At 55.4% G+C, this 24,466-nt stretch carries 25 protein-coding genes and 1 other RNA gene; 11 read left to right on the top strand and 15 right to left on the bottom strand.

Annotated features, from left to right (window positions below; genetic code table 11):
• Positions 1-2: 2 nt before the first annotated feature.
• Genes sufS through sufA form a run of 5 tightly spaced genes read right to left on the bottom strand, consistent with a single transcriptional unit; the run spans position 3 to position 5,096 of the window.
• Positions 3-1,223, bottom strand: coding sequence for a cysteine desulfurase SufS (gene sufS / locus ABLU80_RS02295; protein ID WP_348849653.1), 1,221 nt, complete (start codon positions 1,221-1,223; stop codon positions 3-5).
• On the bottom strand, positions 1,220-2,491 hold the full coding sequence (gene sufD, locus ABLU80_RS02290) for a Fe-S cluster assembly protein SufD (protein ID WP_348849652.1): 1,272 nt from the start codon (positions 2,489-2,491) through the stop codon (positions 1,220-1,222). Before sufD ends, sufS begins: the two co-directional genes overlap by 4 nt.
• A complete protein-coding gene (gene sufC / locus ABLU80_RS02285) occupies positions 2,466-3,212 on the bottom strand; it encodes a Fe-S cluster assembly ATPase SufC (protein ID WP_015367012.1) in 747 nt (248 codons plus the stop codon). Before sufC ends, sufD begins: the two co-directional genes overlap by 26 nt.
• Positions 3,213-3,228: 16 nt before the next feature.
• Positions 3,229-4,716 (bottom strand): Fe-S cluster assembly protein SufB, encoded by a 1,488-nt coding sequence (sufB, locus tag ABLU80_RS02280; protein WP_015705129.1) that lies wholly within the window; start codon positions 4,714-4,716, stop codon positions 3,229-3,231.
• Positions 4,717-4,718: 2 nt separating this feature from the next.
• A complete protein-coding gene (gene sufA / locus ABLU80_RS02275; protein WP_348849651.1) occupies positions 4,719-5,096 on the bottom strand; it encodes a Fe-S cluster assembly scaffold SufA in 378 nt (125 codons plus the stop codon).
• 361 nt (positions 5,097-5,457) lie between these two features.
• Between sufA and ABLU80_RS02270 the strand changes: the two genes are divergently transcribed.
• Entirely contained in the window at positions 5,458-5,859 is a 402-nt protein-coding gene (locus ABLU80_RS02270; RefSeq protein ID WP_047077276.1) for a hypothetical protein, read from the top strand.
• A gap of 46 nt (positions 5,860-5,905) precedes the next feature.
• Here ABLU80_RS02270 and ABLU80_RS02265 read toward each other — a convergent pair whose 3' ends face one another.
• A complete protein-coding gene (locus ABLU80_RS02265; protein WP_129242966.1) occupies positions 5,906-6,703 on the bottom strand; it encodes an MBL fold metallo-hydrolase in 798 nt (265 codons plus the stop codon).
• Positions 6,704-6,881: 178 nt separating this feature from the next.
• Between ABLU80_RS02265 and ABLU80_RS02260 the strand changes: the two genes are divergently transcribed.
• Together ABLU80_RS02260 and ABLU80_RS02255 are read left to right on the top strand one after the other, a co-directional pair.
• On the top strand, positions 6,882-7,478 hold the full coding sequence (locus ABLU80_RS02260; protein WP_348849650.1) for a hypothetical protein: 597 nt from the start codon (positions 6,882-6,884) through the stop codon (positions 7,476-7,478).
• A gap of 95 nt (positions 7,479-7,573) precedes the next feature.
• A complete protein-coding gene (locus tag ABLU80_RS02255) occupies positions 7,574-7,696 on the top strand; it encodes a hypothetical protein (RefSeq protein WP_015367019.1) in 123 nt (40 codons plus the stop codon).
• 281 nt (positions 7,697-7,977) lie between these two features.
• On the opposite strand, the gene ABLU80_RS02250 is transcribed toward ABLU80_RS02255, so the two are convergent.
• A complete protein-coding gene (locus ABLU80_RS02250) occupies positions 7,978-8,226 on the bottom strand; it encodes a GlsB/YeaQ/YmgE family stress response membrane protein (RefSeq protein ID WP_015367020.1) in 249 nt (82 codons plus the stop codon).
• Positions 8,227-8,394: 168 nt separating this feature from the next.
• On the opposite strand from ABLU80_RS02250, the gene ABLU80_RS02245 reads away from it, so the two are divergent.
• Positions 8,395-8,583, top strand: coding sequence for a YegP family protein (locus ABLU80_RS02245; RefSeq protein WP_015367021.1), 189 nt, complete (start codon positions 8,395-8,397; stop codon positions 8,581-8,583).
• 46 nt (positions 8,584-8,629) lie between these two features.
• On the opposite strand, the gene menI is transcribed toward ABLU80_RS02245, so the two are convergent.
• Positions 8,630-9,040, bottom strand: coding sequence for a 1,4-dihydroxy-2-naphthoyl-CoA hydrolase (gene menI / locus ABLU80_RS02240; RefSeq protein WP_015367022.1), 411 nt, complete (start codon positions 9,038-9,040; stop codon positions 8,630-8,632).
• On the bottom strand, positions 9,037-12,093 hold the full coding sequence (locus ABLU80_RS02235; RefSeq protein WP_348849648.1) for an FAD-binding and (Fe-S)-binding domain-containing protein: 3,057 nt from the start codon (positions 12,091-12,093) through the stop codon (positions 9,037-9,039). The genes menI and ABLU80_RS02235 overlap by 4 nt, the downstream gene beginning before the upstream one ends.
• Positions 12,094-12,311: 218 nt before the next feature.
• Between ABLU80_RS02235 and ydiK the strand changes: the two genes are divergently transcribed.
• Together ydiK and rprA are read left to right on the top strand one after the other, a co-directional pair.
• The gene (ydiK, locus tag ABLU80_RS02230) at positions 12,312-13,436 is read left to right on the top strand and encodes an AI-2E family transporter YdiK (RefSeq protein WP_015367025.1); all 1,125 of its coding nucleotides are present in this window, start codon (positions 12,312-12,314) and stop codon (positions 13,434-13,436) included.
• 170 nt (positions 13,437-13,606) lie between these two features.
• An RNA gene (rprA, locus tag ABLU80_RS02225) (antisense sRNA RprA) lies at positions 13,607-13,714 on the top strand.
• A gap of 85 nt (positions 13,715-13,799) precedes the next feature.
• On the opposite strand, the gene ppsA is transcribed toward rprA, so the two are convergent.
• On the bottom strand, positions 13,800-16,178 hold the full coding sequence (gene ppsA / locus ABLU80_RS02220) for a phosphoenolpyruvate synthase (RefSeq protein WP_047040907.1): 2,379 nt from the start codon (positions 16,176-16,178) through the stop codon (positions 13,800-13,802).
• Positions 16,179-16,254: 76 nt separating this feature from the next.
• Between ppsA and ABLU80_RS02215 the strand changes: the two genes are divergently transcribed.
• The 4 genes from ABLU80_RS02215 (at position 16,255) to hemP (ending at position 18,893) form a co-directional block, all read left to right on the top strand.
• Positions 16,255-16,365, top strand: a complete 111-nt coding sequence (locus tag ABLU80_RS02215; protein WP_015705123.1) for a hypothetical protein — start codon at positions 16,255-16,257, stop codon at positions 16,363-16,365.
• 143 nt (positions 16,366-16,508) lie between these two features.
• Positions 16,509-17,342 (top strand): pyruvate, water dikinase regulatory protein, encoded by an 834-nt coding sequence (locus ABLU80_RS02210; RefSeq protein ID WP_015367027.1) that lies wholly within the window; start codon positions 16,509-16,511, stop codon positions 17,340-17,342.
• 154 nt (positions 17,343-17,496) lie between these two features.
• Entirely contained in the window at positions 17,497-18,543 is a 1,047-nt protein-coding gene (locus ABLU80_RS02205) for a 3-deoxy-7-phosphoheptulonate synthase (RefSeq protein ID WP_015705122.1), read from the top strand.
• 170 nt (positions 18,544-18,713) lie between these two features.
• Positions 18,714-18,893 (top strand): hemin uptake protein HemP, encoded by a 180-nt coding sequence (hemP, locus tag ABLU80_RS02200; protein ID WP_026612342.1) that lies wholly within the window; start codon positions 18,714-18,716, stop codon positions 18,891-18,893.
• A 28-nt stretch (positions 18,894-18,921) separates the two neighbouring features.
• On the opposite strand, the gene selO is transcribed toward hemP, so the two are convergent.
• The 4 genes from selO to ABLU80_RS02180 form a co-directional block, all read right to left on the bottom strand.
• Positions 18,922-20,364 (bottom strand): protein adenylyltransferase SelO, encoded by a 1,443-nt coding sequence (gene selO / locus ABLU80_RS02195; RefSeq protein WP_047063614.1) that lies wholly within the window; start codon positions 20,362-20,364, stop codon positions 18,922-18,924.
• Between the two features lie 113 nt (positions 20,365-20,477).
• Complete coding sequence (locus ABLU80_RS02190; RefSeq protein ID WP_015367031.1) at positions 20,478-20,942, bottom strand: NlpC/P60 family protein; 465 nt, start codon at positions 20,940-20,942, stop codon at positions 20,478-20,480.
• Between the two features lie 81 nt (positions 20,943-21,023).
• On the bottom strand, positions 21,024-21,773 hold the full coding sequence (gene btuD, locus ABLU80_RS02185; RefSeq protein ID WP_047063615.1) for a vitamin B12 ABC transporter ATP-binding protein BtuD: 750 nt from the start codon (positions 21,771-21,773) through the stop codon (positions 21,024-21,026).
• Positions 21,773-22,324, bottom strand: coding sequence for a glutathione peroxidase (locus ABLU80_RS02180; RefSeq protein ID WP_015367033.1), 552 nt, complete (start codon positions 22,322-22,324; stop codon positions 21,773-21,775). Before ABLU80_RS02180 ends, btuD begins: the two co-directional genes overlap by 1 nt.
• 231 nt (positions 22,325-22,555) lie before the next feature.
• Here ABLU80_RS02180 and ABLU80_RS02175 point away from each other — a divergent pair, with 231 nt between their 5' ends.
• Positions 22,556-23,356 (top strand): MetQ/NlpA family lipoprotein, encoded by an 801-nt coding sequence (locus ABLU80_RS02175; protein ID WP_015367035.1) that lies wholly within the window; start codon positions 22,556-22,558, stop codon positions 23,354-23,356.
• A 36-nt stretch (positions 23,357-23,392) separates the two neighbouring features.
• Here ABLU80_RS02175 and btuC read toward each other — a convergent pair whose 3' ends face one another.
• Positions 23,393-24,379: a vitamin B12 ABC transporter permease BtuC gene (gene btuC, locus ABLU80_RS02170; protein ID WP_015367036.1), complete on the bottom strand. Its 987-nt coding sequence runs from the start codon at positions 24,377-24,379 to the stop codon at positions 23,393-23,395.
• Positions 24,380-24,466: the final 87 nt, after the last annotated feature.

Here is a 24,466-nt window from a genome sequence, read left to right as displayed (position 1 = left end):
CTTTAACCCAGTAATTTGTGGATCCGCTGCAGCCCGGCCACCAGCCGATCCACCTCTTCCATCGTATTGTACATCGCCAGCGACGCCCGGCACATCGCCGGAACCTGATAGAACGCCATCAGCGGCATCGCGCAATGGTGTCCGGTACGCACCGCGATACCGTAGTTATCGAGAAAACTGCCGACATCGTAGGCATGATGTTTCCCGAGGTTAAAAGCGATGACGCCCAAACGATGTTGCGGGCCGTAAAGCGTCAAATCCGGCACCTTTTTCAGTTCCTGCAAGGCATAGCGCATCAGCGTCTGCTCATATTCGCCGATCTGCTCAAGCCCAATCTCGCTGACGTAGTCCAACGCGGCGCCGAGGCCAATAATTCCACCGGTATTCGGCGTGCCGGCTTCAAAGCGCCACGGCGCTTTCGCCCAGGTGGTGCCCTCCCTCAGGCTGACGGTGGCAATCATCGACCCACCGCCTTCCCACGGCGGCATCTCCTGTAGCAACGATGCTTTGGCGTACAGCACGCCGATACCGGTCGGCCCGTACAGCTTATGCGCCGAGAAGACGTAAAAATCGCAATCCAGCGCCTGCACATCCACCGGGTGATGCATCACCGCCTGCGCGCCATCCACCAGCACCTTCGCACCATGCTGATGCGCCAGCGGGATAAGCGCCGATAGCGGGTTTTCTGTCCCCAGTACGTTCGACACCTGGGTTATCGCCAGCAGCCGGGTGCGGTCGTCAAAGAGACCGGGAATTACATCGAGTTGTAAAGTACCGTCCTGGTTGAGCGGGATCACTCTTAGCTCGGCGCCGACGCGGGCACAGAGCATCTGCCACGGCACGATATTGGCGTGGTGTTCCATTTCGCTGACGATAATATTATCGCCAGCCCCGATGTTAGCCCCGCCCCAGCTATTGGCTACCAGATTGATGCCTTCGGTGGTACCTCGTACGAACACCAACTCTTCCGGCGAGCGGGCATTAAGAAAAGCGGCAGCCTGCTGGCGTACCTGCTCCATCCGCGCCGTCGCTTCGGCGCTCAGCGTGTGGATACCACGATGAACGGCAGCGTAACCATGGCGATAAAACTCGGCTTCGGCGTTAATCACCGCTTCCGGTTTCTGCGCGCTGGCGGCGCTATCGAGATAAACCAATGGTTGGCCGTTAACCTCGCGGCTCAACACCGGGAAATCGGCGCGCAGGCGTTCTACTGAAAATGTCATGCATCCCCTCCCGGCAGGCGCTTGCCAATGCGCGCCAACACCTGTTGTTTCAGCGCGTCATCGCTAATGGCTTCAGTAAGTTCGGCGGCGAAGGCGTAAAGGATCATCTGCTGCGCCGCCTGTTGATCGATACCGCGCGAGCGCAGATAGAACAGCTGTTCGTCATCAATACGACCGACGGTGGCGCCGTGGCTGCATTTGACGTCGTCGGCGTAAATTTCCAGCTGCGGTTTGGTATCGACTTCCGCCAGCCTTCCCAACAACAGATTGTTATTGGTCATCTGACCATCGGTTTTCAGCGCGTGTTTCGCGACGTTAATCAGGCCATTAAATACCGCCCGCCCCTTATCGCTGACGATGGTTTTGTGTAGTTGACGGCTGTTGCAGTAGCCAACGCGGTGATCGAGCCAGGTACGGCTGTCGCAGACCTCGTTTTTCACCGGCATCGCCAGCGAGTTAATGCGCAGATTGCTGTTTTCACCGGCCAGGCGGGTGCTGGTATGGTGTCGTAACACCGCGCCGCCCAGCAGGAAGCTGCTGCTGAATGTCGAAGCATCGCGGCCAAGCAGCAGATCGTTATGGGCGAAGTGGTAGCTTTGCCCATTTTCAAACGCCAGCTTGATATGCTGCAGATGGGCGTTGTCGGCGACAGACATGGTCAGGCGTCCGCCGGTGAAATGCCGCTGCTCATCAAGGCTAATATAGTGCTCGATGATGGTCGCCTGCGCCCCGCTCTCCAGCGCCAGATGATGGCGATAGTGAGCGGTATTAAGCTCTTCGCCGGCCAGTCCGCTGGTAATATGCATCAGCAGCAGCGGTTTCTCCGGGCGCTGATTGCGCTTTACGCCGATGCGGGTCACCGTCTGCGCCAGACTTTCGGTGAGATGAAGAAACACTTCCGGCTGTACCGCGTCCGGCAGATGCTGGCGCTGGTTATCAACGCTAACATCAAAACCGCTAGCGGTGAGATCGTCGCTGAGCGCCGGGCTGAAGCGGCCATCAATAAACACCATCCGCCAGGCGTCGAGGTTGAGCGCCAGCGCGTCGCGCTGCGCCACGCTGAGTGTAGCTGGAGTCGCAACAAACGTGCCGCTAAGCAGCGCGTCCAGCGGTGTGTATTTCCAGTTTTCATGTTTGCGCGTCGGCAACCCCAAGCGCAACAGCTGTTGCAAATGCTGATTGGCCTGCGGCGTGCGTTCTTCGCCCTGTGCTTCAAACAGATGATGCCACTGCTGCAGTGCGTTACTGCTGTTCGGTAAGCCAGCCATAGCCCTGCTCCTCCAGTTGTTTAACCAGAGTGAAATCGCCCGACTTGACGATTCGCCCCTGATACAGCACATGGACATAATCCGGTTTGATGTAATCAAGGATACGCTGATAGTGGGTGACGATAATAAAGGCGCGTTTGCCGTCACGCAGTGAGTTAACCCCCTCCGAGACAATCTTCAGGGCATCAATATCCAGCCCGGAATCCGATTCATCGAGGATACACAGCTCAGGCTCAAGCACCGCCATTTGCAGAATATCGTTGCGTTTTTTCTCGCCGCCGGAGAAACCAACGTTCACCGAACGAGTTAGCAGATCTTCCGGCATCTTCAGCAGTTTGATTTTCTCTTCCATTAAATCCTGGAAATCGAAACGATCCAGCGCCTCCAGGCCGCGATAGGCGCGTACGGCGTTGAGCGCGGTTTGCAGGAAAAACTGATTACTGACGCCTGGGATTTCCACCGGATACTGAAAAGCCATAAAAATGCCCTCCCCGGCGCGATCCTCCGGGGCGAGTTCGAGTAGGTCTTTGCCCTTAAACTCGACGCTGCCGCCGGTGACTTCGTAATCCTCCCGTCCGGCGAGGGTAGCCGAGAGCGTACTTTTCCCTGAGCCGTTAGGGCCCATGATCGCGTGGACTTCCCCGGGGCGCACCTCAAGGTTCAGCCCGCGCAGGATCTCTTTGTCTTCAACGGCGACTTGCAAATCTTTAATACTTAACATCTTTTTTCCTTAATTATCAGCCGACGCTATGTTCAAGGCTAATAGCCAGCAATTTTTGCGCTTCGACGGCGAACTCCAGCGGCAATTCTGAGAACACGTCTTTACAGAATCCATTGACGATCATTGAGATCGCATCATCTTCGCTAATACCCCGCTGCAGGCAGTAAAACAGCTGATCTTCGCCAATCCGCGAGGTGGTGGCTTCGTGTTCCAACTGAGCGCTGTTATTGCGGCATTCGACGTACGGGAAGGTATGCGCTCCGCAGTCCGGGCCGATCAGCATCGAATCGCACTGGGTGAAGTTCCGGGCGTTCGTCGCGGTCGGCATAATTTTGACCAGCCCGCGGTAGCTATTCTGGCTGTGGCCGGCGGAGATCCCTTTCGAGATAATGGTCGAACGGGTGTTCTTGCCGATATGGATCATTTTGGTCCCGGTATCCGCCTGCTGATGGCCGCTGGTCAACGCCACCGAGAAGAATTCGCCGATCGAGTTATCGCCGCGCAGAATGCAGCTCGGGTATTTCCATGTTATAGCCGAACCGGTTTCCGACTGGGTCCACGACATCTTGCTGTTTTCGCCTTCGCACAGCGCGCGCTTGGTGACGAAGTTAAGGATGCCGCCGGTATTGTTGTCGCCGGGGAACCAGTTCTGCACGGTGGAGTACTTCACTTCCGCATCTTTATGAATGATGACTTCAACCACCGCCGCATGCAGCTGATAGCTGTCGCGTACCGGCGCCGAGCAGCCTTCGATATAGCTCACGTAGCTACCCTCGTCGGCGACCAGAATCGTACGTTCAAACTGGCCGGTTTTCTCGGCGTTGATACGGAAATAGGTCGACAGCTCCATCGGACAGCGCACACCTTTCGGCACGTAGATAAAGGTGCCATCGGAAGCGACCGCGGCGTTCAGCGCAGCGAAGAAGTTGTCGTTGCCCGGCACCACGGTACCGAGATACTTTTTCACCAGTTCCGGATGATCGTGAATCGCTTCGCCAAAGGAGCAGAAGATGATCCCCTGTTCCGCCAGCTTCTCGCGATAGGTGGTTGCCACCGATACCGAGTCGAAAATGGCGTCCACCGCGACTTCTTTGCCTTCGCGTACCGGTACCCCGAGCAGGTTAAAAGCTTCCTCGACTTCATTTGTCAGGAAGGTGTTTGCCCCGGTCTGTTGCACCGCGCCGGGCTCTGAGGCGCAGGTCTCGTCGCAGTTGCCGCAGGATGGCGCCGAGTAGTAGCTGTAATCCTGATAATTAAGCTTATCGTAATGCGCTTTCAGCCAGTGCGGCTCCTCCATCTCCTGCCAGGCCTTAAAGGCGTTGAGACGAAATTCGAGCATCCACTCCGGTTCATTACGACGAGCGGAAATCGCGCGTACCACCTCTTCATTAATGCCTTTGGCCAGCTCATCGGTTTGTAGCTGGGTAAAAAAGCCTTCTTTATAGTTGAGCGGGCCGCCGGTCCAGCTTTTGACATCGTCAGTTGCTTCAGTATTTCGAGACATAGTTACTCCGCCTGAACCCCGAAGCTTTCGCCGCAGCCGCATTCGTGCTGCGCTTTCGGGTTATGAAACTTGAATATTTCATTTAAGCCTTCGCGAACATAATCCAGTTCGGTACCGTCAATGAACGGCATCGCCTGCAGCGGCGCAAACAGCTTGGCACCGTCGCGTTCAAACAGCAGATCATCGTCCGCCGGCTCGGCAATCATTTCCAGCACGTAGCCAAAACCGGCGCAGCCGCTGGTTTTAATCCCCAGGCGCAGTCCCTGTTTGTCCGGCTGTTTGTGCATCAGATCGCGAATATGGGCCGCCGCAGCGGGGGTCATCGTTAGCCCCTGCCAGGTGAAATCGTCAGGATTAAAGGTGTTTGTTTGTAGTTCCATCGCTCTACCTCATCGAGTGCCGCCATCGGGCCATACCCTCATGTTAGTGATAATGATTATCACTTCAACCCTGCCGGAGCAGGGGTATTCGGCCATTTCGCCCGTTTCTGCGCTTTTCTATAAGCATAGACCCTGGTGAAGGGGTTATCAGGAAGCAATTCTTATATTTAATAGATTGATAAATAATAAGTTATTGAGAATAAGAGCACAGGCGAAGCGGCAATGGAAAAGATGTATCGAAAATACCGATTTATGCGATAGAGACCGGAAATGGCACTTTTCGTCAGGGTTGGGGATATGAAGGGGGTTAATCTACCGCAGAAAATTACAGGATAAGCAGGTCGTTCATAAAGGAACTCCGATGACGAAGGTCGCCAAATTTAGTTCGCTCGCGGTTTTGGCTGTCGTGTTGTGCGGGATATATAAAACCGCGTCGATTACCATGGCGGCTAGCGCCGATTACTCGCGCGCGGACTGGCTCACCTTCTATCTGATTGCACCGAGCGAAGTTAAACATGCTCCCCTCATCAATGACAGCACGCCGATTCACTTCAGGGCTGCTGATGGCGCCTCCCCCCAGATAGACGAGATTGAATACGCCAGGGATACGGACGAAAACATCTTGTCTGAATACCTACGCGCTTTAGGTTATCGCCAGGAAAAAGATCCGGTATTCGGCACCCGCTGGTCTTTGCAAGGCACCGATAAAAGCGCCTATATTGCTGCGACTGAAAATTCAATCAGGCTGACGTTTACGGATTGAAATACCTGAGACAACGGATAGCAGCCGGCGTTGTCGAACTCCCATCTTACTTTCGCAAACAAGCAACATACTTTTCCCCGCTGCGACGGACGATCTCCCCGGCGTTATTCAGAATCTCCCGCCCCTCGAACGCGCCGTAGATTTGGCTGAATTTCACGTCAGCCAGCCGATGAATGATATCCGTGACCGTTGATGCCGGCAGCGGTAGCATATTGGGATAGCTCCACATGAAAGAAACGGCGTTTGCTCCGGGCGCCACCTGGACAATATCGCCGGATAATAGCAGGCCGTCGCCCTGCGCCCAGTGCAGGACGCAGCCACCAGCAAAATGCCCCCCCAGGCGAATCAGACTGGCATCGGCCGTCAGTTGCAGGCTATCGCCCTCCCAAAAGGTAATCCACGGGCTGTCGCGCATGACCCACTGGCGGTCATCCCCGTGCAGATAGATTGGCGCCTTGAACTCCGCCGCCCAATCCTGCATACAACTGTAGTAATGCGGATGTGAGATAGCGATGGCTTTCAGCCCACCCAGCGCGGAAACCAGCGTTTTTGTCGCCTCATCGAGGTTGGCGATGCAGTCCCATAGAATATTGCCCTGCGGCGTACGCAGCAGAAATGCCCGCTGATTAATGGCAAAGTCAGGAATAGTGCGAATGCTAAAAAGCGCGCTGTTATGCTGTTGCCACTTATTGCTGTGCGATGCGGTGAGCTTATTTAATGCAATCCACTGCTGGCCGCCCACCGGAACAAATTGCCGTTCGTCTTCGCATATCGGGCAATGTTGCGGAGGGTTTTCGCTAAATTCATATGAGGTACCACAAGCTTTGCATAGCGTAATCGTCATCTCTTCCTCTCTATTCCAGCATCCGATAACAAGCATGGCACAGCTTATTTTAGCGGTGTGGCAGATTGTGCAGAGCGCAAAAACCTACCTGCTTTGGTAGCGTTCTGTGTTTTTTATCGTTTGTCATAACGGGCATAATCAACCGGCACCAGTAGATGAACGATCGCCGGGAAAAAGGATGCGCAAATTTACAGCACTACTATTAATAGGGTTACTTACCGGCTGCTCGGTTAACGCGCCGCAAAGCGCGCAATACAATGCCGAGTACTCCCAGCGCCAGGATATACGCACGCAGAACGTATATCGATTTAAGATCAAACCGCTGCAACCCAGCGGCGGAAAATATTGGGGTGCGGATAATTTAACGCAGGTTTTTTACGTCAGTGATAAAAATGCCGCAGCCATTGAATTACGTTTCAATTTCCCCACCGCCACGCTGCAGGCTTCATCGTTAGACGAGCAAGGGAAAGTAGTAAGTACTCAAACGTTCGCCTTGTTAGCCGAATCCGCGACGCCGCCATCGGGTTCGGACACGAAGTATTTATATCTGACGAAAAGTGGCGAGTTACTTAGCAAATGGAAAAACTGTACTCCGGATATGAGCGTGGGTTGTAGTTGGGGGGGACATCAAATATTTATCACCCACAGCGCCGATCTGGCAGTGCAGTATGCAACCGGTGGCGCGGGTTTAGCTTTTCTGCTGATTCCATTTTACAATTCCGAAGCCCGGTTGCAGATTTTCGCCAAAGCGCCAATCGGCGCAGCTAGCGACTAATAGAACGATTCAATTTTGTGATGCGATCGGTTAATTCTTAAAAGCAGTGTTGGTTTAGGCAGCGTTTACTCATGTACAATTCGCGTCGTTTGTAAATGTTTACCGATGCAAAGTCGGATTATGGTTTACGGGAGCGAGTGTCGTACAGGATGATTGATATCAGTATTATGTCGATGTGCATGGTAGTGCTGCTGGTGATGAGCGTGTTGCTGGAGTAACCCTCCCCCTACTGTTTTTGTCAGCTTATGTAACCCCGGAATTAAACATAAAATTACCTCGCTGCTTCTCCAGCCGGGAAGCAGTCAGGCTGCGCCTTACCATCCTGCAAAACGGAGTTTACGCCCTTTGTCAGGAGGCAGCCGAAAAAATTTGCCAAAATGGGTTCGCCCGCGGGTATCCAGCGGGCTTTTTTTTGTTTACGAGCGTCTGTCGCGGGCATAAAAAAACCGCCGTGGTGAACGGCGGTTTACTGTTTCAGAGTGAATATGCGCTCGGCGTATTAACTCTTCACTTTACGATAGATAAACAGCACAACGATTGCGCCAATCACCGCCACAACAAAGCTGCCGAAGTTAAAACCGTCAACCTTGCCAAAGCCGAATAACGTACTGATCCAGCCACCGACTACCGCACCGATAATACCGAGGATCACGGTGACAATAAATCCACCGCCGTCTTTGCCCGGCATAATCCACTTAGCCAAAATACCAGCGATCAGACCAAAAATGATCCAGGAAATGATACCCATGGTTAACTCCGTCCTCTTTGTTACCGTGAAAGTATTTCGTAATTAAAATAGTAGCATAATTATAACGAATGATTTAACAAATATATATTTATTAGATGATTGCTTGCCGTTTCGCTAGCCCTGGTCTACAGATTATTCAGTGCTCGTTAATAACGAAAGGGGTGAAGAATGGGGTATTATGTACTGAAAAAGTCTGATAAGAGCGTCCCACAGCCATGGTATTTTCTGCTAAAGGCTGACAACCATGAGACCATCGCCACCAGTGAAATGTATTCATCGAAAGATGCGGCCAAAAAGGGCATCGCCTCGGTGCAGAGAAACGGTGCCAGCGAGGTCATTAAGGACGAAACGCAATAAACAAGAAGGGGATGCAAGTGCATCCCCTTAAATATTCTGCCGACCGTTACACCACGGCGGTGGTCAGTCGTGATGAGCAGCACAAACGCCCCTGCTCATCGGAGATATCGATTTGCCACACCTGATGGCGCGACCCCACATGTAGCGCGGTACAAACCCCACGCACCCGCCCGCTGCGTACCGAACGAATATGGTTGGCATTCACTTCCAGGCCGACCACTTTCTGTTCCCCTTCGGTACACAGATAGCCCGCGACCGAACCCAGCGTTTCAGCAAGAACCACCGATGCGCCGCCGTGGAGCAGGCCAAATGGCTGATGTGTGCGGTGATCCACCGGCATCGTCGCTTCAATGGCGTTATCGCTGATGGCCACAAAGTGAATATCCAGCAGGCCAACCATGTTCCCCTCGCCCATCGCGTTAAGCTGCGCTAGCGAAGCCTGACGTTTCCAAATCATCCGATAATCTCCAGCAGAGCCTGCAGCGGGTGACGCACTCCGCTGCCTTCGATACGCTTCACCTGACTGCGGCAGGAATAACCGGTAGCCAGACAGCGGCTGCGCGGTAAACGCGCCATCGCCTGCTGCCAGGAAAGCGCGTAAATCGCCAGCGAGTTGGCATGGTTTTTCACTTCATGACCATAGGTACCGGCCATACCGCAGCACCCCGTACTGATGTACTCCATTTTCGCCCCAAAACGGGCAAATATCTCCGCCCACTGTTTGGGCGCGGCCGGTAGCGCCGTCACTTCCGTACAGTGGCCAAACAGATACCAGGGTTCGCCGCTATTGTCCTGGCCGGCCGATGGCGCTATCGCCTGGGTCAGCCACTCATGCGCCAGCATCACGCGAAAATCGCCGCGTTTCTCGCCCAGCGTCTGGTTATATTCATCGCGATAGCAGAGCACCAGCGCGGGGTCGACGCCAACCATCGGTATATCCAGCCGCGCTACGCGGTTGAGAAAATCAGCGGTTTTCTGCGCGGTGCGCGCAAAGCGCGTCAGGAACCCCTTGATATGCTGCGCTTTACCGTTCGGCGAGAACGGCAACAGCACCGGCTGATAGCCAACTTTTTCAATCAGGCGGACAAAGTCAGCCACCACCTGCGCTTCGTAATAGCTGGTAAACGGATCCTGTACCACCAGCACCTTCTTCGCACGCTGTTCGACGCTCATCGCCTCCAGATCCTCAAGCGTGGTATTGGCGGAACGATGGCCTGCCAGCTGCTGCTTGAGCGACGGCACGGAGAGCAACGGTAGATCGACCATACCGATATGTTTTTCCGACAGCTTGCGCATCCACGGCTGATTGATAAAGAAGTTGAATGTTTTCGGCGCCTGGGCCATCAGCGGCGCGTAGGACTCGACCGTCGCGACCAGATGGTCGCGTACCGGACGCAGGTAGCGGCTGTGATAAAGCTGCAGGAAGCGGGAGCGGAATTCCGGCACGTCAATCTTAATCGGACACTGGGTTGAACAGGCCTTACAGGCCAGACAGCCGGACATGGCCTCTTTCACTTCATGTGAGAAATCATATTCGCCTTTACGCGCATGCCAGCTGTTGCGGGTACGCTCGATCAGGGCGCGCAGGCTTACACCTTTCTCCGGGAGTTCTTGCTCCAGTTTGTTCGGGTCTATCCCGCGGTCGGCCAGCTGGCGTAACCATTCGCGCACCAGCGTCGCGCGGCCTTTCGGCGAATGGATGCGCTGATTGCTGACCTTCATTGACGGACACATCGGGCTTTTTACATCGAAGTTAAAGCACAGACCGTTGCCGTTACACTCCATCGCGCCGCGCCAGGCGCTACGCACGGCGATGGGAATTTGGCGATCGTAGGTGCCGCGTTTCACCGCATCGACTTTCATCATCGGAGCGTCAACGCCTTCAGGCGGGCAAATTTTCCCCGGATTCAATCGGTTATCCGGATCAAAAGCGGCTTTCACTTTACGCAGTTCGCTATATAACTCCTCGCCAAAGAAGGCCGGACTGTACTCGGCGCGGAAACCTTTACCGTGTTCGCCCCACAGCAGACCGCCATATTTGGCCGTCAACGCCACCACCTCGTCGGAGATCTGCTTCATCAGCACCTCCTGTTGCGGATCGCACATGTCCAACGCCGGACGAACGTGCAGCACGCCGGCGTCGACGTGTCCAAACATGCCGTAGCTCAGACCATGTCCGTCGAGTAAAGCACGAAACTCGGTAATGTAATCCGCCAGATGCTCCGGTGGCACGCAGGTATCTTCTGCAAAAGGAATCGGTTTAGCGGCGCCTTTAGCATTGCCCAGTAGACCTACCGCCTTTTTACGCATGGCATAGATGCGCTCGACACCATCGAGTTCATGACAGACCTGCCAGCCAATCACCCCGGCGGCGCCCTGCGCCATCAGCTCATCAAGACGCTGACACAGGGTGGTTACCTGGCCGTCTATTAATTCAGCATCATCACCGGCAAACTCAACAATATTGAGCCCCAGCATCTCTTTTTCCGGCACATCAGCGATCAGTTCGCTCACCGAGTGCCAGACGATATCTTCGCGCGCCAGATTAAGGACCTTCGAATCGACGGTCTCCACCGACAGCGCCTTTGCTTCAACCATGAAGGGGGCGTTACGCAGCGCCGAATCAAAAGAGTCATATTTGACGTTGACCAACCGGCGTACCTTCGGCAGACGCGTAATATCGAGCCGCGCTTCGGTAATAAATGCCAACGTGCCTTCGGAGCCGGTCAGAATGCGCGTCAGGTCGAACTCGCTCATCTCATCATTGAACACGTGACGCAAATCGTAGCCGGTCAGGAAGCGGTTCAGTTTTGGGAATTTATCGATGATCAGCTGACGCTGCGCTTTGCAGCGCTGATAGACGGTACGGTAGATGCGGCCAATCGCTGACTGCTCGCGCCCCAGCGTTTCCGCCAGCGCGGCGGGAATGGGTAAGGTATCAAGGATATCGCCACCCATGAGCACCGAGCGCACCCCAAGCACATGATCGGAGGTTTTACCGTAGACCAATGACCCCTGTCCGGAGGCATCGGTATTGATCATACCGCCGAGCGTCGCGCGGTTACTGGTCGACAGTTCAGGGGCAAAGAAATAGCCGTAGGGCTTAAGAAACTGGTTAAGCTGGTCTTTGATTACCCCGGCTTCGACCCGCACCCATCCCTCTTCGGGGTTGATTTCGATAATACGGTTCATATAGCGCGACATATCGACGATAATCCCCGCGTTCAGCGCTTGACCATTGGTGCCGGTACCACCGCCGCGTGGGGTAAAAATCAGCGATTTAAAGCGTGGCTCCGCCGCCAGCCGCGCCAGTAAAGCGACGTCTGCGGTGGAACGGGGAAACAGAATGGCGTCCGGCAACAGCTGATAGACGCTGTTATCGGTCGCCATGGTGAGCCGGTCGGCATAGCTGGTGGCGGTATCGCCGGTGAAACCTTGTTGCTCCAGTACTTGCAAAAAATTCAGCACTAGCTGAACGACGCCCGGCGCTTGAGAAATCTGTGGGATCATGACGCTTGACCCTGCCTGAATATGTTGTGTTTAGAAGATGTAATAATGCGCAAATTAAACGTTTGCGTGGCGCACTCAACTTTTTATCACATTTTTTTCATATCCGCCCACGAGATTTACGGGCAAAATCAGGCGCGCGAAATTATTGATATTATTATCTGTACATGGAATTACGCTGCGTCAGCATTGAGACGCGACTGGAAAGGTAAATTTTCTCTATGATTAACCAACATCAGCCCCGGGACATACCGCAAATTCTGCTGTCGGTGCTGTTTTTGTCCCTGATAATTATTTCCTGCCTGTGGGTTGTGCAACCATTTATTCTCTCTTTTGCCTGGGCCGGTACCGTGGTCATCGCCACCTGGCCGGTGCTGCTGCGTCTGCAAAAGCTGCTGTTTGGCAAGCGCTCGCTGGCGGTGCTGGTGATGACGCTGCTGCTGTTTTTGCTGTTCGTTATTCCTATCGCCTTATTGGTGAATAGCCTGGTCGATAATAGCGCCCCGCTGATCAAAATCGTCAGCACCGGCCAGGTAACGCTGCCGGATTTCGCCTGGCTGAACTCGATTCCGCTGATCGGCGATAAACTCTATTCCGCCTGGCATAGCCTACTGGAGATGGGCGGCGCGGCGATTATGGCTAAGGTTCGCCCTTATATTGGCGCCACCACCACCTGGTTTGTCGGCCAGGCGGCGCACATTGGTAAACTTCTGGTTTACTGCGGACTGATGCTGTTGTTCAGCGCCCTGCTTTACTGGCGCGGCGAGCGCGTCGCCTATGGTTTCCGCTACTTCGCGACCCGTCTGGCCTCAAAGCGTGGCGATGCTGCGGTGGTCCTCGCCGGACAGGCGGTACGCGCCGTAGCGCTGGGCGTGGTTGTCACCGCGCTGGCGCAGGCGGTGCTCGGCGGTATCGGGCTGGCGATAAGCGGCGTGCCTTACGCCGCGCTGTTGACCGTGGTGATGATTTTCACCTGTCTGGTACAGCTGGGGCCGCTTATCGTGCTGGTCCCTTCAATTATCTGGCTATACTGGACCGGCGATACGACCTGGGGCACGGTGCTGCTGGTGTGGAGCTGCGTGGTGGGTACGATGGATAACGTGATTCGCCCGGTACTGATTCGCATGGGCGCCGACCTGCCGATGATTCTGATCCTCTCCGGCGTTATCGGCGGCCTGATCGCCTTCGGGATGATTGGCCTGTTTATCGGTCCGGTGCTGCTGGCCGTCTCCTGGCGTCTTTACGACGCCTGGGTGCAGGAAGTGCCGCCACCGCCGCTAGACCCGGATCTGGTTCTGGCGGAGCTCGCCGAGCTTAATGCCAGCCATAACAAAAGCGAAAAGTAACCGAAAGGCGGGGAAACCCGCCTTAAACTTAAGCTAAATTTATCAATCCCCCGCCACTTCCGGCATATTCATGTTCCAGCTCGATATTTACCTCTCATATTCTTCACACTGATTTAACTATTGAGAAGAATCCGATCGACGCCAACAGCCCTGATGCCTACTATTAGCCCACGGTTATAGATCAAGATATTGATTTATAAGCATGGAAATCCCCTGAGTGAAACAACGAATTGCTGTGTGTAGTCTTTGCCCATCTCCCACGATGGGCTTTTTTTTACGTCAAAACCAACCATCGCGAAACGTTGCTGAAGGCAAAAAAAATCCCCGGCATCTCTGCCAGGGATTGGGCCATCCGCGTTGAACTTATTTATTCAGTTCAGCCAGACCTAACCAGGTTTGCACCACGGTATCCGGGTTCAGGGACAGGCTATCGATCCCCTCTTCCATCAGCCAGGCGGCAAAGTCTTCGTGGTCGGACGGCCCCTGGCCGCAGATGCCCACGTATTTGCCCTGTTTTTTCGCCGCGCGGATGGCCATCGACAGCAGCGCTTTCACTGCGTCGTTGCGTTCATCAAACAGCTCAGACACGACGCCGGAGTCGCGATCGAGGCCCAGCGCCAGCTGCGTCATGTCGTTCGAGCCAATCGAGAAGCCATCGAAGTACTCGAGGAACTGCTCCGCCAGCAGCGCGTTCGACGGGATTTCGCACATCATGATGATCTTCAGCCCGTTCTCGCCGCGCTTCAGTCCCTGACGTTCCAGCTCTTCAACCACCGCTTTCGCCTGCGCCACGGTACGTACGAATGGCACCATCACTTCCACGTTGGTCAGGCCCATGTCGTTACGCACGCGTTTCATGGCTTCACACTCCAGCGCGAAGCAATCGCGGAAGCTTTCTGAAACGTAGCGTCCGGCGCCGCGGAATCCGAGCATCGGGTTCTCTTCTTCCGGCTCGTAACGCTCGCCGCCCACCAGGTTGGCGTACTCGTTAGATTTGAAGTCGGACAAACGCACGATCACCCGTTTCGGGTAGAAGGCGGCGCCAAGGGTAGCGATCCCTTCGGTCAGGCGGCCAACGTAGAACTCTCTCGGTGAGTCGTAGCCTTTCATCAGCTCGCGGATTTCGTTCTGCAGGCCCGGCTCCTGGTCGTCAAACTCCAGCAGCGCACGCGGGTGAACGCCAATCATGCGGTTGATGATGAATTCCAGACGCGCCAGGCCCACGCCTTCATTCGGCAGGCAGGCGAAGTCAAAGGCGCGATCCGGGTTGCCGACGTTCATCATCACTTTCAGCGGCAGATTCGGCATCTCGCCAACGCTTGAGCTCTTCACGCTGAAGTCCAGTAGCTCCGCGTAGACATAGCCGGTGTCGCCTTCAGCGCAGGAAACGGTGACGTTCTGGTTTTCCTGGATGCGATCGGTCGCATCGCCGCAGCCGACCACCGCCGGGATGCCCAGCTCACGGGCGATAATCGCCGCGTGGCAGGTACGCCCGCCGCGGTTGGTGACGATTGCCGAGGCTTTCTTCATGATCGGTTCCCAATCCGGGTCGGTCATGTCGGTGACCAGCACGTCGCCAGGCTCAATGCGGTTCATCTCACTGATATCGTGGATAACCTTGACCGGGCCGGCGCCGATACGGTGGCCGATAGCTCGACCTTCGGCGATGATCTGCCCCTGGGCATGCAGCGTATAACGCTCCATCACCTGACCGCGCGAACGGACCGTTTCCGGACGCGCCTGGACGATAAACAGCTTACCGGTATGGCCATCTTTCGCCCACTCGATATCCATCGGGCGACCGTAGTGCTTCTCGATCTGCACCGCCTGCTTCGCCAGCTCTTCCACTTCCTCGTTGGTTAACGAGAAAACATCGCGCTGCGCCTGGGGCACATCTTCAATCCGCACCTGCTTGCCGTGTTCCTGAGTCGGCGCATAAACCATGCGGATTTTTTTCGACCCCATGGTACGGCGCACGATAGCCGGGCGATTAGCCGCCAGGGTCGGTTTATGGACGTAAAATTCGTCGGGGTTCACCGCGCCCTGCACCACCATCTCGCCAAGCCCCCACGCAGAGGTGATAAACACCACCTGGTCGAAACCGGACTCGGTATCGATGGAGAACATCACGCCGGAGGAGGCCAGGTCGGAGCGCACCATCCTCTGCACCCCGGCGGATAGCGCCACGCCGCGGTGATCGTAACCCTGATGCACGCGATAGGAGATCGCGCGATCGTTAAACAGTGAAGCGAATACGTGCTTCACGGCAACGAGCACGGCGTCAAAGCCCTGCACGTTGAGGAATGTCTCTTGCTGACCGGCGAAGGAAGCATCCGGCATATCTTCCGCCGTCGCGGAAGAGCGCACGGCAAACGAGGCCTCGGCGTCATCGGCGGACAGCTGGTCATAAGCTTCGCGAATCGCGTTTTCCAGTTCGCTCTGGAAGGGGGTGTCGATGATCCACTGACGGATCTGCGCGCCCGCTTTCGCTAATGCGGAAACGTCGTCAATGTCGGTTTCATCCAGCAGTGCATAAATGCGCTGGTTAACACCGCTTTGGTCCAGGAACTGATCGAAAGCATCAGCGGTGGTGGCGAACCCGTTTGGTACGGAGACACCCATACCGGACAGGTTAGTAATCATTTCACCAAGGGAGGCATTTTTGCCCCCAACTCTGTCTACATCATTCATGCCGAGTTGGTTATACCAAAGCACCAGCGGTGACGAGCCATTGTTGGACATCGAGACAATCCTTTTGTGATTTAATACAAATTATAGAAAACACACGATCGACTACGGTATTCATCCTGACATATTTATGCCGCTGAAAAAAACGGTGAATCGTTCAAGCAAATTAATTTTCTGTTTTTCGGATTGTTTTCCAGAATTGTCTAACTCTATGATTAAAATGAACTCTATTGATATTTGATACAAATAATGGGCAAAATCAGAAACTGGACCTGCCATTTCATTAAAAACAAAAATAGCGTTTCATTTTTTTAAGTGAGACAAAGGTTAAAGCTCTGTGCTTAAATTTACTCTGCTTTTAGATAATTATACCGGATGGTCAAAATGGACAGTGCTGTAGATCGCCACGTATTTTATATTTCTGACGGTACCGCTATTACGGCGGAAGTTTTAGGCCATGCGGTAATGTCGCAATTCCCGGTGGCTATCAGTAGCGTAACCCTGCCGTTCGTCGAAAATGTCAGTCGCGCCCGGGCGGTAAAAGAGCAAATCGATGCCATTTTTCAACAAACCGGCATCCGGCCGCTGGTCTTCTATTCCATCGTTATCCCCGAAATTCGCGACATAATTTTGCAAAGCGAGGGTTTTTGTCAGGATATCGTGCAGGCGCTGGTCGCCCCACTGCAGCAAGAATTACATCTGGATCCCACGCCGGTGGCTCACCGCACCCATGGCCTGAATCCCGGTAACCTGATTAAATACGATGCGCGTATCGCCGCCATCGATTACACGCTTGCCCACGATGATGGCATCTCGCTGCGCAATCTCGATCAGGCGCAGGTGATCCTGCTTGGCGTTTCGCGCTGCGGCAAAACGCCGACCAGCCTGTATCTGGCCATGCAATACGGTATTCGCGCCGCTAACTACCCTTTTATCGCCGACGATATGGACAATCTGGTTCTCCCGGCCTCGTTAAAGCCGCTGCAGCACAAGATGTTCGGCCTGACGATTAACCCGGAGCGACTGGCGGCAATCCGCGAAGAGCGCCGGGAAAATAGCCGCTACGCCTCGTTGCGCCAGTGCCGCATGGAAGTGACCGAAGTCGAAGCGTTGTACCGCAAAAACAAGATCCCCTGCCTCAACAGCACCAACTATTCGGTAGAGGAAATTGCCACCAAAATCATGGATATCATGGGGCTGAATCGCAGGATGTACTAATACACTAGTACATTATTGAAAATTTGTTTATGCTATCGCTCGTGGCCTATACAGGATCATGCCCTGCTCTTGCAATAAGCAGGGATTGGTTTATCGTGATGCGCATCACTTCCCGGCATTTTCGCCGCGGAAGAAACAGATTTTTGAGACCCCAATGAATAAAACAGACGAATTGCGTACCGCGCGCATTGAAAGCTTGGTAACGCCCGCGGAACTGGCGCAGCGCCATCCCGTGTCGGCCGAGGTTGCCGCCCACGTCTCCGCCTCCCGCCGGCGGATTGAAAAAATCCTCAACGGCGAAGACCGCCGCCTGCTGGTAATTATCGGCCCCTGCTCCATTCACGACCCTGAAGCGGCGCTGGAATATGCGCGCCGCCTGCAGGGCATGCGCGAACGTTACCAGCCGCAGCTGGAAATTGTCATGCGCACCTATTTCGAAAAACCGCGCACCGTCGTGGGCTGGAAAGGTCTTATTTCCGACCCCGATCTCAACGGCAGCTACCGGGTCAATCACGGTATCGAACTGGCGCGTCGTCTGCTGCTGCAGATCAACGAGCTGGGTATCCCAACCGCCACCGAATTCCTGGATATGGTGACCGGGCAGTTTATCGCCGATCTGATTAGCTGGGGCGCCATCGGCGCGCGCACCACCGAAAGCCAAATCCACCGCGAGATGGCCTCGGCGCTCTCCTGCCCGGTTGGTTTTAAAAACGGAACCGACGGCAACACCCGTATCGCGGTCGACGCGATACGCGCCTCGCGCGCCAGCCATATGTTCCTGTCACCGGATAAACAGGGCCAGATGACTATCTACCAGACCAGCGGTAACCCGTACGGCCATATCATTATGCGCGGCGGTAAACGGCCAAATTATCATGCTGCGGATATCGCCGCCGCCGGCGAAGCGCTACGGGAATTCGATCTCCCTGAGCAACTGGTCGTCGACTTCAGCCATGGCAATTGTCAGAAGCAGCATCGCCGTCAACTGGAAGTGTGCGCCAATATCTGCCAGCAGATCCGCGAGGGCTCCACCGCCATTGCCGGGATCATGGCGGAGAGCTTCCTCGCCGAAGGGACGCAAAAAGTGATCCCCGGTCAGCCGCTGATCTGGGGCCAGTCGATTACCGACCCGTGCCTGAGCTGGGAAGATAGCGAAAAAATGCTCGCTGAACTGGCTGCAGCCACCGCTACACGGTTGTAATCCCTCCCCCCGCCGCGCTCGCGGCGGGATTTCACCGCTCGCCGTTCATCCTCTGCGCAATAACTACCTGAAATGGTAAGCCACAACAAAAAAGGCTTGCCGTGAAAATTAACATTACTGATAATGATTATCATTGTTGCTTTTATTTTTATTTTGGTGCTATGACGCGTATGGATAACACTGCCACAGCTGAGAAAACGAAAGACAATGCTCCCTATCCCCTTGCCAGCGATCGCCAAATCAGCAGCCGGACGCTGTTGGGTGCGGAAGGTCGCGTGGTGATCGAACATGACGGCCAGCGCTATCTGCTGCGCCAGACCCACGCCGGTAAGCTAATTTTGACCAAATAAAACCCCGCGCGATGGCGAGGCTTTACGGTTAACTGGAGCAGCTCACTTCCAGATGTTTACCCCAATCAGGCGGGCGGCTGGCATAATCATCTGTACGATCGGCGAACGGCTGCGCGAGGGCTTCATGCAGACGTTCCAGCTCGCCCATGTCGCCATCTTCGGCTTTTTCTATCGCCCGCTGCGCCAGCCAGTTGCGTAGCACCACCGCCGGGTTGACGCCCTGCATCCGCTGCTGGCGTTCGCTATCGTCGATCTGTTCATCGCGCAGCCGCGCCCGGTAGTCGGCAAACCAGCTATCAAAGGCCGCGCGGTCGATAAACTCATCACGCAGCGGCGATGCCGCGCTGTGCTGCTCGCTTTGGCTCAGCATCCGGAAGGTACGGGTGTAGTCACTCCCTTCACGCTCCATCAGGCTGAACAGTCCATCAAGCAGAGTGTTATCACCGGTTTGCTGAGTATAGAAGCCGAGTTTGTCGCGCATGCGGCGGCCGTAGGTAGTCAACAAGGCATGCTGATAGTCATCCAGCGCCGCGTTCAGCGCGTCGGCGCTGATGAACGGCGAGAGCGACTGGGCCAGACGCTGCAGGTTCCACAACCCTACCGCCGGTTGGTTATCAAAGCTGTAGCGCCCCTGGTAATCAGAGTGGTTACAGATAAAACCGGGTTGGAAATCATCGAGGAAGCCATACGGACCATAATCCATGGTCAGGCCAAGAATCGACATATTGTCGGTATTCATCACCCCGTGGGCAAAGCCAACGGTCTGCCAGCTGGCGATCATTTCAGCGGTACGCGTGACAACGTCACGAAACCAAAGAATATACTTATCCGCCTCCTGCTGCAGCTGCGGCCAGTGGTGTTCAATCACATAATCTGCCAGCTGCTGAACTTTTTCCGCTTCGCGACGATAGTAAAAATGTTCGAAATGGCCAAAGCGGACGTGGCTTTCGGCGATGCGCATCAGCATGGTGCCGCGTTCTTCGCGTTCGCGGTAAACCGGCGTGTCGCTGGTCACCATCGCCAGCGCGCGGGTGGTTGGGATCCCCAGCGCATGCATTGCTTCGCTGGCAAGGCTTTCGCGGATAGTCGAGCGCAGTACCGCCCGGCCATCGCCCATTCGCGAATAGGGCGTCAGACCGGCGCCTTTAAGATGCCAGTCAAAACGTTGACCATCCGGCAACTGCTGCTCGCCAAGCAGAATTCCGCGCCCGTCGCCAAGCTGACCGGCCCAGGCGCCGAACTGATGGCCGCTGTAGACCTGCGCCAGCGGCGACATTCCCGGCAGCACCGCCTCGCCTCCCCAGACGCCCGCCCCATGTTGCGGATTAAATAACGTCTCCGGGACGCCCAGCGTTTGCGCCAGCACGGTGTTGCGCCAGATGAGACGCGCGTTATCCAGCGGCGTGGGCGCCAGTGAAGTGTAAAAACCCGGCAGCCGATCGCGCCAGTGAGTAGTAAAAGACAGGGTCATGGTTCCTCCTGCCGCCAGTGTAGTGCCTTCAACAGGGGATTAACACGGGCGAACTGCAGGGTTATGGCAATTAAAAAAGGGAGCTCTCGCTCCCTTTTCTCGCCAGATGCGGGTTAAATGCGCCTCGCCTGCCAGAATTTCTTATTCCAGTAGACGTTGTCCAGCGACGAGCGGGTTACGCCCTGACTGGTGGAGGCGTGAATAAATTGATTGTCGGTATCATAGATACCGACGTGCAGGCCGCTTTCGCCGGAGCCGGTTTTGAAGAACACCAGGTCGCCGGGCAACAGATCGCTTTTATCAATTCGGGTGCCGATTTCCGCCTGCTCGCGAGTTTCCCGCGGCAGCTGCATGGCGAATTTGTCACGGAACGTGCGTACCACAAAGCCCGAGCAGTCGACGCCGCGTGGCGTCATGCCGCCATAGCGGTACGGCGCGCCGCGCCAGTTGCGCAATTGCTCATTGAGATTGGCTACCACGGTAATGGAATCAGCCAGCCGTGGATTCGGCGGCGGCGCGCGGTGGCTGCTACAGCCTGCCAGCACCATCGCCGCAATTAGAATGAACCACACACGCATCTCAGACGATTCCTCTGTTCCCTGTCCTGTTATTGCAATAATTTAGCCTGTTTAGCGGCTTACAGGCAAGATCCTTACCCGCTACTGTGACGCCACGAGCATAAGATGACCCGCGACTTCCACCCGCTGGAAAGCGATATGATAAGCGGCGGTCAAATTCTCTTCACTTAACACCTCATACGTTTCCCCGCAGGCAATCATCTGCCCCTCACAAATGAGCCACGCCCTCTGCGCATGACGCAATGTATGGTTGAGATCGTGGCTGCTCATCACGATAGCGATCCCCAGCGCGCACAGCGACGCCAGCACGTTATCCAGCGCCGCCTGCTGCGCCACATCAAGGCTGTTCATTGGTTCATCCAATAACAACAGCTGCCCGGCTGGATTCGCGCGCCGGTGAATCTGCAGGATCACCGCCGCCAGACGCACCCGCTGCCACTCGCCGCCGGAGATCTGGTTGACCTGGCGCCCCAGCTTATCGCTTAAGCCCAGTTGCCCGGCAATCTCGTTGAGCAACTCCTGCGGGGCGCTATCCTGCATATGTAACGACAGATAGTGCCACACCGGCATCGCGAAGGGCGGGAGCTGCTGCTGGCTCAGATAGGCGCGATGCCGGGCAAGCTCCGCTGCGGGCCACTGAGCCAGCGCCCGCTGGTTAAGCGTAATCAAACCGGGACCGCTGGTCAGCCCGGCCATGCGCGCCAGCAGGGTACTTTTGCCGGCACCATTCGGCCCCACGAGATGGATTATCTCACCGGGCCGCACGTCAGCGGTAAACGGCGACAGCCGCCCCGCTTCCGCTACATCCTGTAGCTGCATCAAAAACGGCATTATTGCGCTAATGCTCCTTTTACCGCAGCCAGCAGTTGCGGATCGTCCGGCGTCATATCCGGCGAGAAACGCTGAATCACCTGACCATCGCGGCCAACGAGGAATTTTTCAAAGTTCCACAGGATGTCATCAACGTACAGCGGTGCGCGCCCTTTACTGGCCATCCGCTCATAAAACCCGCTCCCTTCCGGTGCGACGGCCTTCGGGGCGGCGGCAATCAATTTTTGATACAACGGCGCGCGATGTTCGCCGTTGACGTCAATTTTACTGAACAGCGGGAAGGTGACGCCGTAGGTCATGCTGCAGAACGTTTTAATTTCTTCTTCGCTGCCCGGCTCCTGGCCGAGAAACTGGTTACATGGGAAGCCAAGGACGCTAAATCCCTGCGGGGCAAACTCTTCTTGCAGCGCTTCCAGTTGCTCATACTGCGGCGTGAGGCCGCATTTTGAGGCCACGTTGACGATCAGCAGCACCTTTCCGGCATACGCTGCCAGGGTGGTTTTTTCGCCATCAATGGTCGTCACTTCGGTATTAAGAATGTCGTGTTGCATAGCCTTCCCTCAGTCAATAATGCAGGTTAAGAAGATCCCTATCTACTGTAGCGGATTCAACGCGCTTGATTCTACTTTGATTCGCGGGCAAATGTCGCTTGATGTGACAGCGCTGCGCTTGCCAACGGCAACATGAATTCCTCTCAATATCCGCAGCGGACAAATCAGTGTACAGTGTGAAAAGTATGTAATAGTGTTTCGTTACTTGTTAATTTAAGAGAGTTTTTAGAGATGAAGAAGTTGTTAAGCTCGGTGTTAATCGCCACATCGGTGGCGCTGTTATCCGCCTGCTCTCCGGACGATAACAATAAGGTTAAAGTCGCGATCAATACCGGCCCGGATGAAGCTATCTGGAAAGTCGTAGAGCAGGTAGCAAAAGATAAATATAACCTCGACGTTGAGGTTATCTCTTTCAATGATTACGTCCTGCCGAATGAAGCGTTAAATAATAAGGATGTCGACGCTAACGCTTTCCAGACGCTGCCTTATCTCGAAGCGCAGTCGAAAGAGCGCGGCTATAAATTCGCCATCGTCGGTAAAACATTCGTCTTCCCGATTGCCGCCTATTCGCGCAAAATCAAAAATATCAGCGAACTGCCTGACGGCGCGACCGTCTCTATTTCTAACGAAACCACCACGCTTGGCCGCAGCCTGCTGCTGTTACAGGCACAAGGATTAATCAAGTTGAAAGACGGCGTAGGCTATCTGCCCACTACGCTGGATATCATTGATAACCCGAAACATCTGAAGATTGTTGAAGTCGATACTCCGCAGCTGACCCGTACGCTCGACGACCCGAACGTAACGCTGGCCATCATCAACACTAATTTCTCGGCGCAGGTCGGTTTATCCGCCGCCCGCGATGGTCTGTTTATGGAAGGCCCGGATTCACCTTATGTCAATGCGATTGTGGCGCGCGAAGATAATAAAGACAGCAAGAAAATTCAGGAGCTGAAAGAGGCCTTCCAGACCAGGGAAGTCGCCGATAAAGCGCAGGAAGTCTATAAAGGCGATGCCATCAAAGGCTGGTAAGCGTCCCCCGACGCCGTCCATGCTGACGGCGTCTCCCTACCCCCGTCGCCCTGAACGCAGCAGCAACCAGATGAACACCGGCGCCCCCAGCGTCGCCGTCACCACGCCGATCGGTAATTCCGCCGCCGATAACGCCAGCCGGGCGATGATATCGGCGCCGAGCAGCGCGCTGGCGCCAGCTAACAGGCAGGCGGGAAGCAGCACCCGATGATCGCTCAGGCCGCACAGGCGCAAAATATGCGGGATCACCAGACCAATAAAGCCAATCGCCCCCGCCAGCGCCACGCTGACGCCGACCAGCCAGCCGGTGGCCACCACCAGTAATTTCCGCCATAGCCACAGCGGCAGGCCGAGCTGACGCGCCGAGACTTCGCCCAACGCCAGTAAATTCAGCGGCTGCGATTGCCAGCATACCCACAGCAGCACCGGTAGCAGCGCCAGCATCAGCCACAGCTGCTGCCAGTCGACACCGCCAAAACCGCCCATCATCCAGTACATCAGCTGGCGCAGGTCAAAAGAGGTTGAGAAATAGACCGCCCAGGTCATCAACGCGCTACAGATAATGCCGAGCGCCACGCCCGCCAACAGCAGACGGCTGGTAGACAGGTGACGCCGGGCGAAACGGAGCAGAATAAAGGTAATCAGCAGCGCGCCGGCAATGGCGCACAGCCCCAGCGCCCACATGGGTAACACGCCGTGGCCTAACAGCACGGCGGCAATCAGCCCAACGCCCGCGCCGTTAGAGACGCCCAACAGTCCCGGTTCCGCCAGCGGGTTTTCAAACAGCGCCTGCATGATCGCGCCGGAAAGCGCCAGCGCCGCCCCCACTAACAGCACCGCCAGCGTGCGGGGCAGACGGATTTGCCAGATAAACAGCTCGCCTTTGGCGCTAAACCACTCCTGCGGCGGGATCCATTGGTCGCCGGCGCACAGGCTAATAGTCAATGTGACGAGCAGGATCAGCGTTAAGGCGGTTAGCCAACGACGGTTATGGCGCTGTTGAATATCGGCAAAGGTCTGCATAAGTCCCGGAGGCAAGTGAGCGAGGTGATTGATTTTACGGTGGCGATGGCGGGGAGAAAAGGAAAAACTCAGAGTCATTCCCACGCT

The organism is Klebsiella sp. CN_Kp104 (assembly GCF_040064515.1).
Taxonomy (GTDB): domain Bacteria; phylum Pseudomonadota; class Gammaproteobacteria; order Enterobacterales; family Enterobacteriaceae; genus Klebsiella; species Klebsiella aerogenes.
The sequence above is the reverse complement of the archived record's forward strand: the minus strand, read 5'-3'. Positions and strand labels throughout refer to the sequence as shown.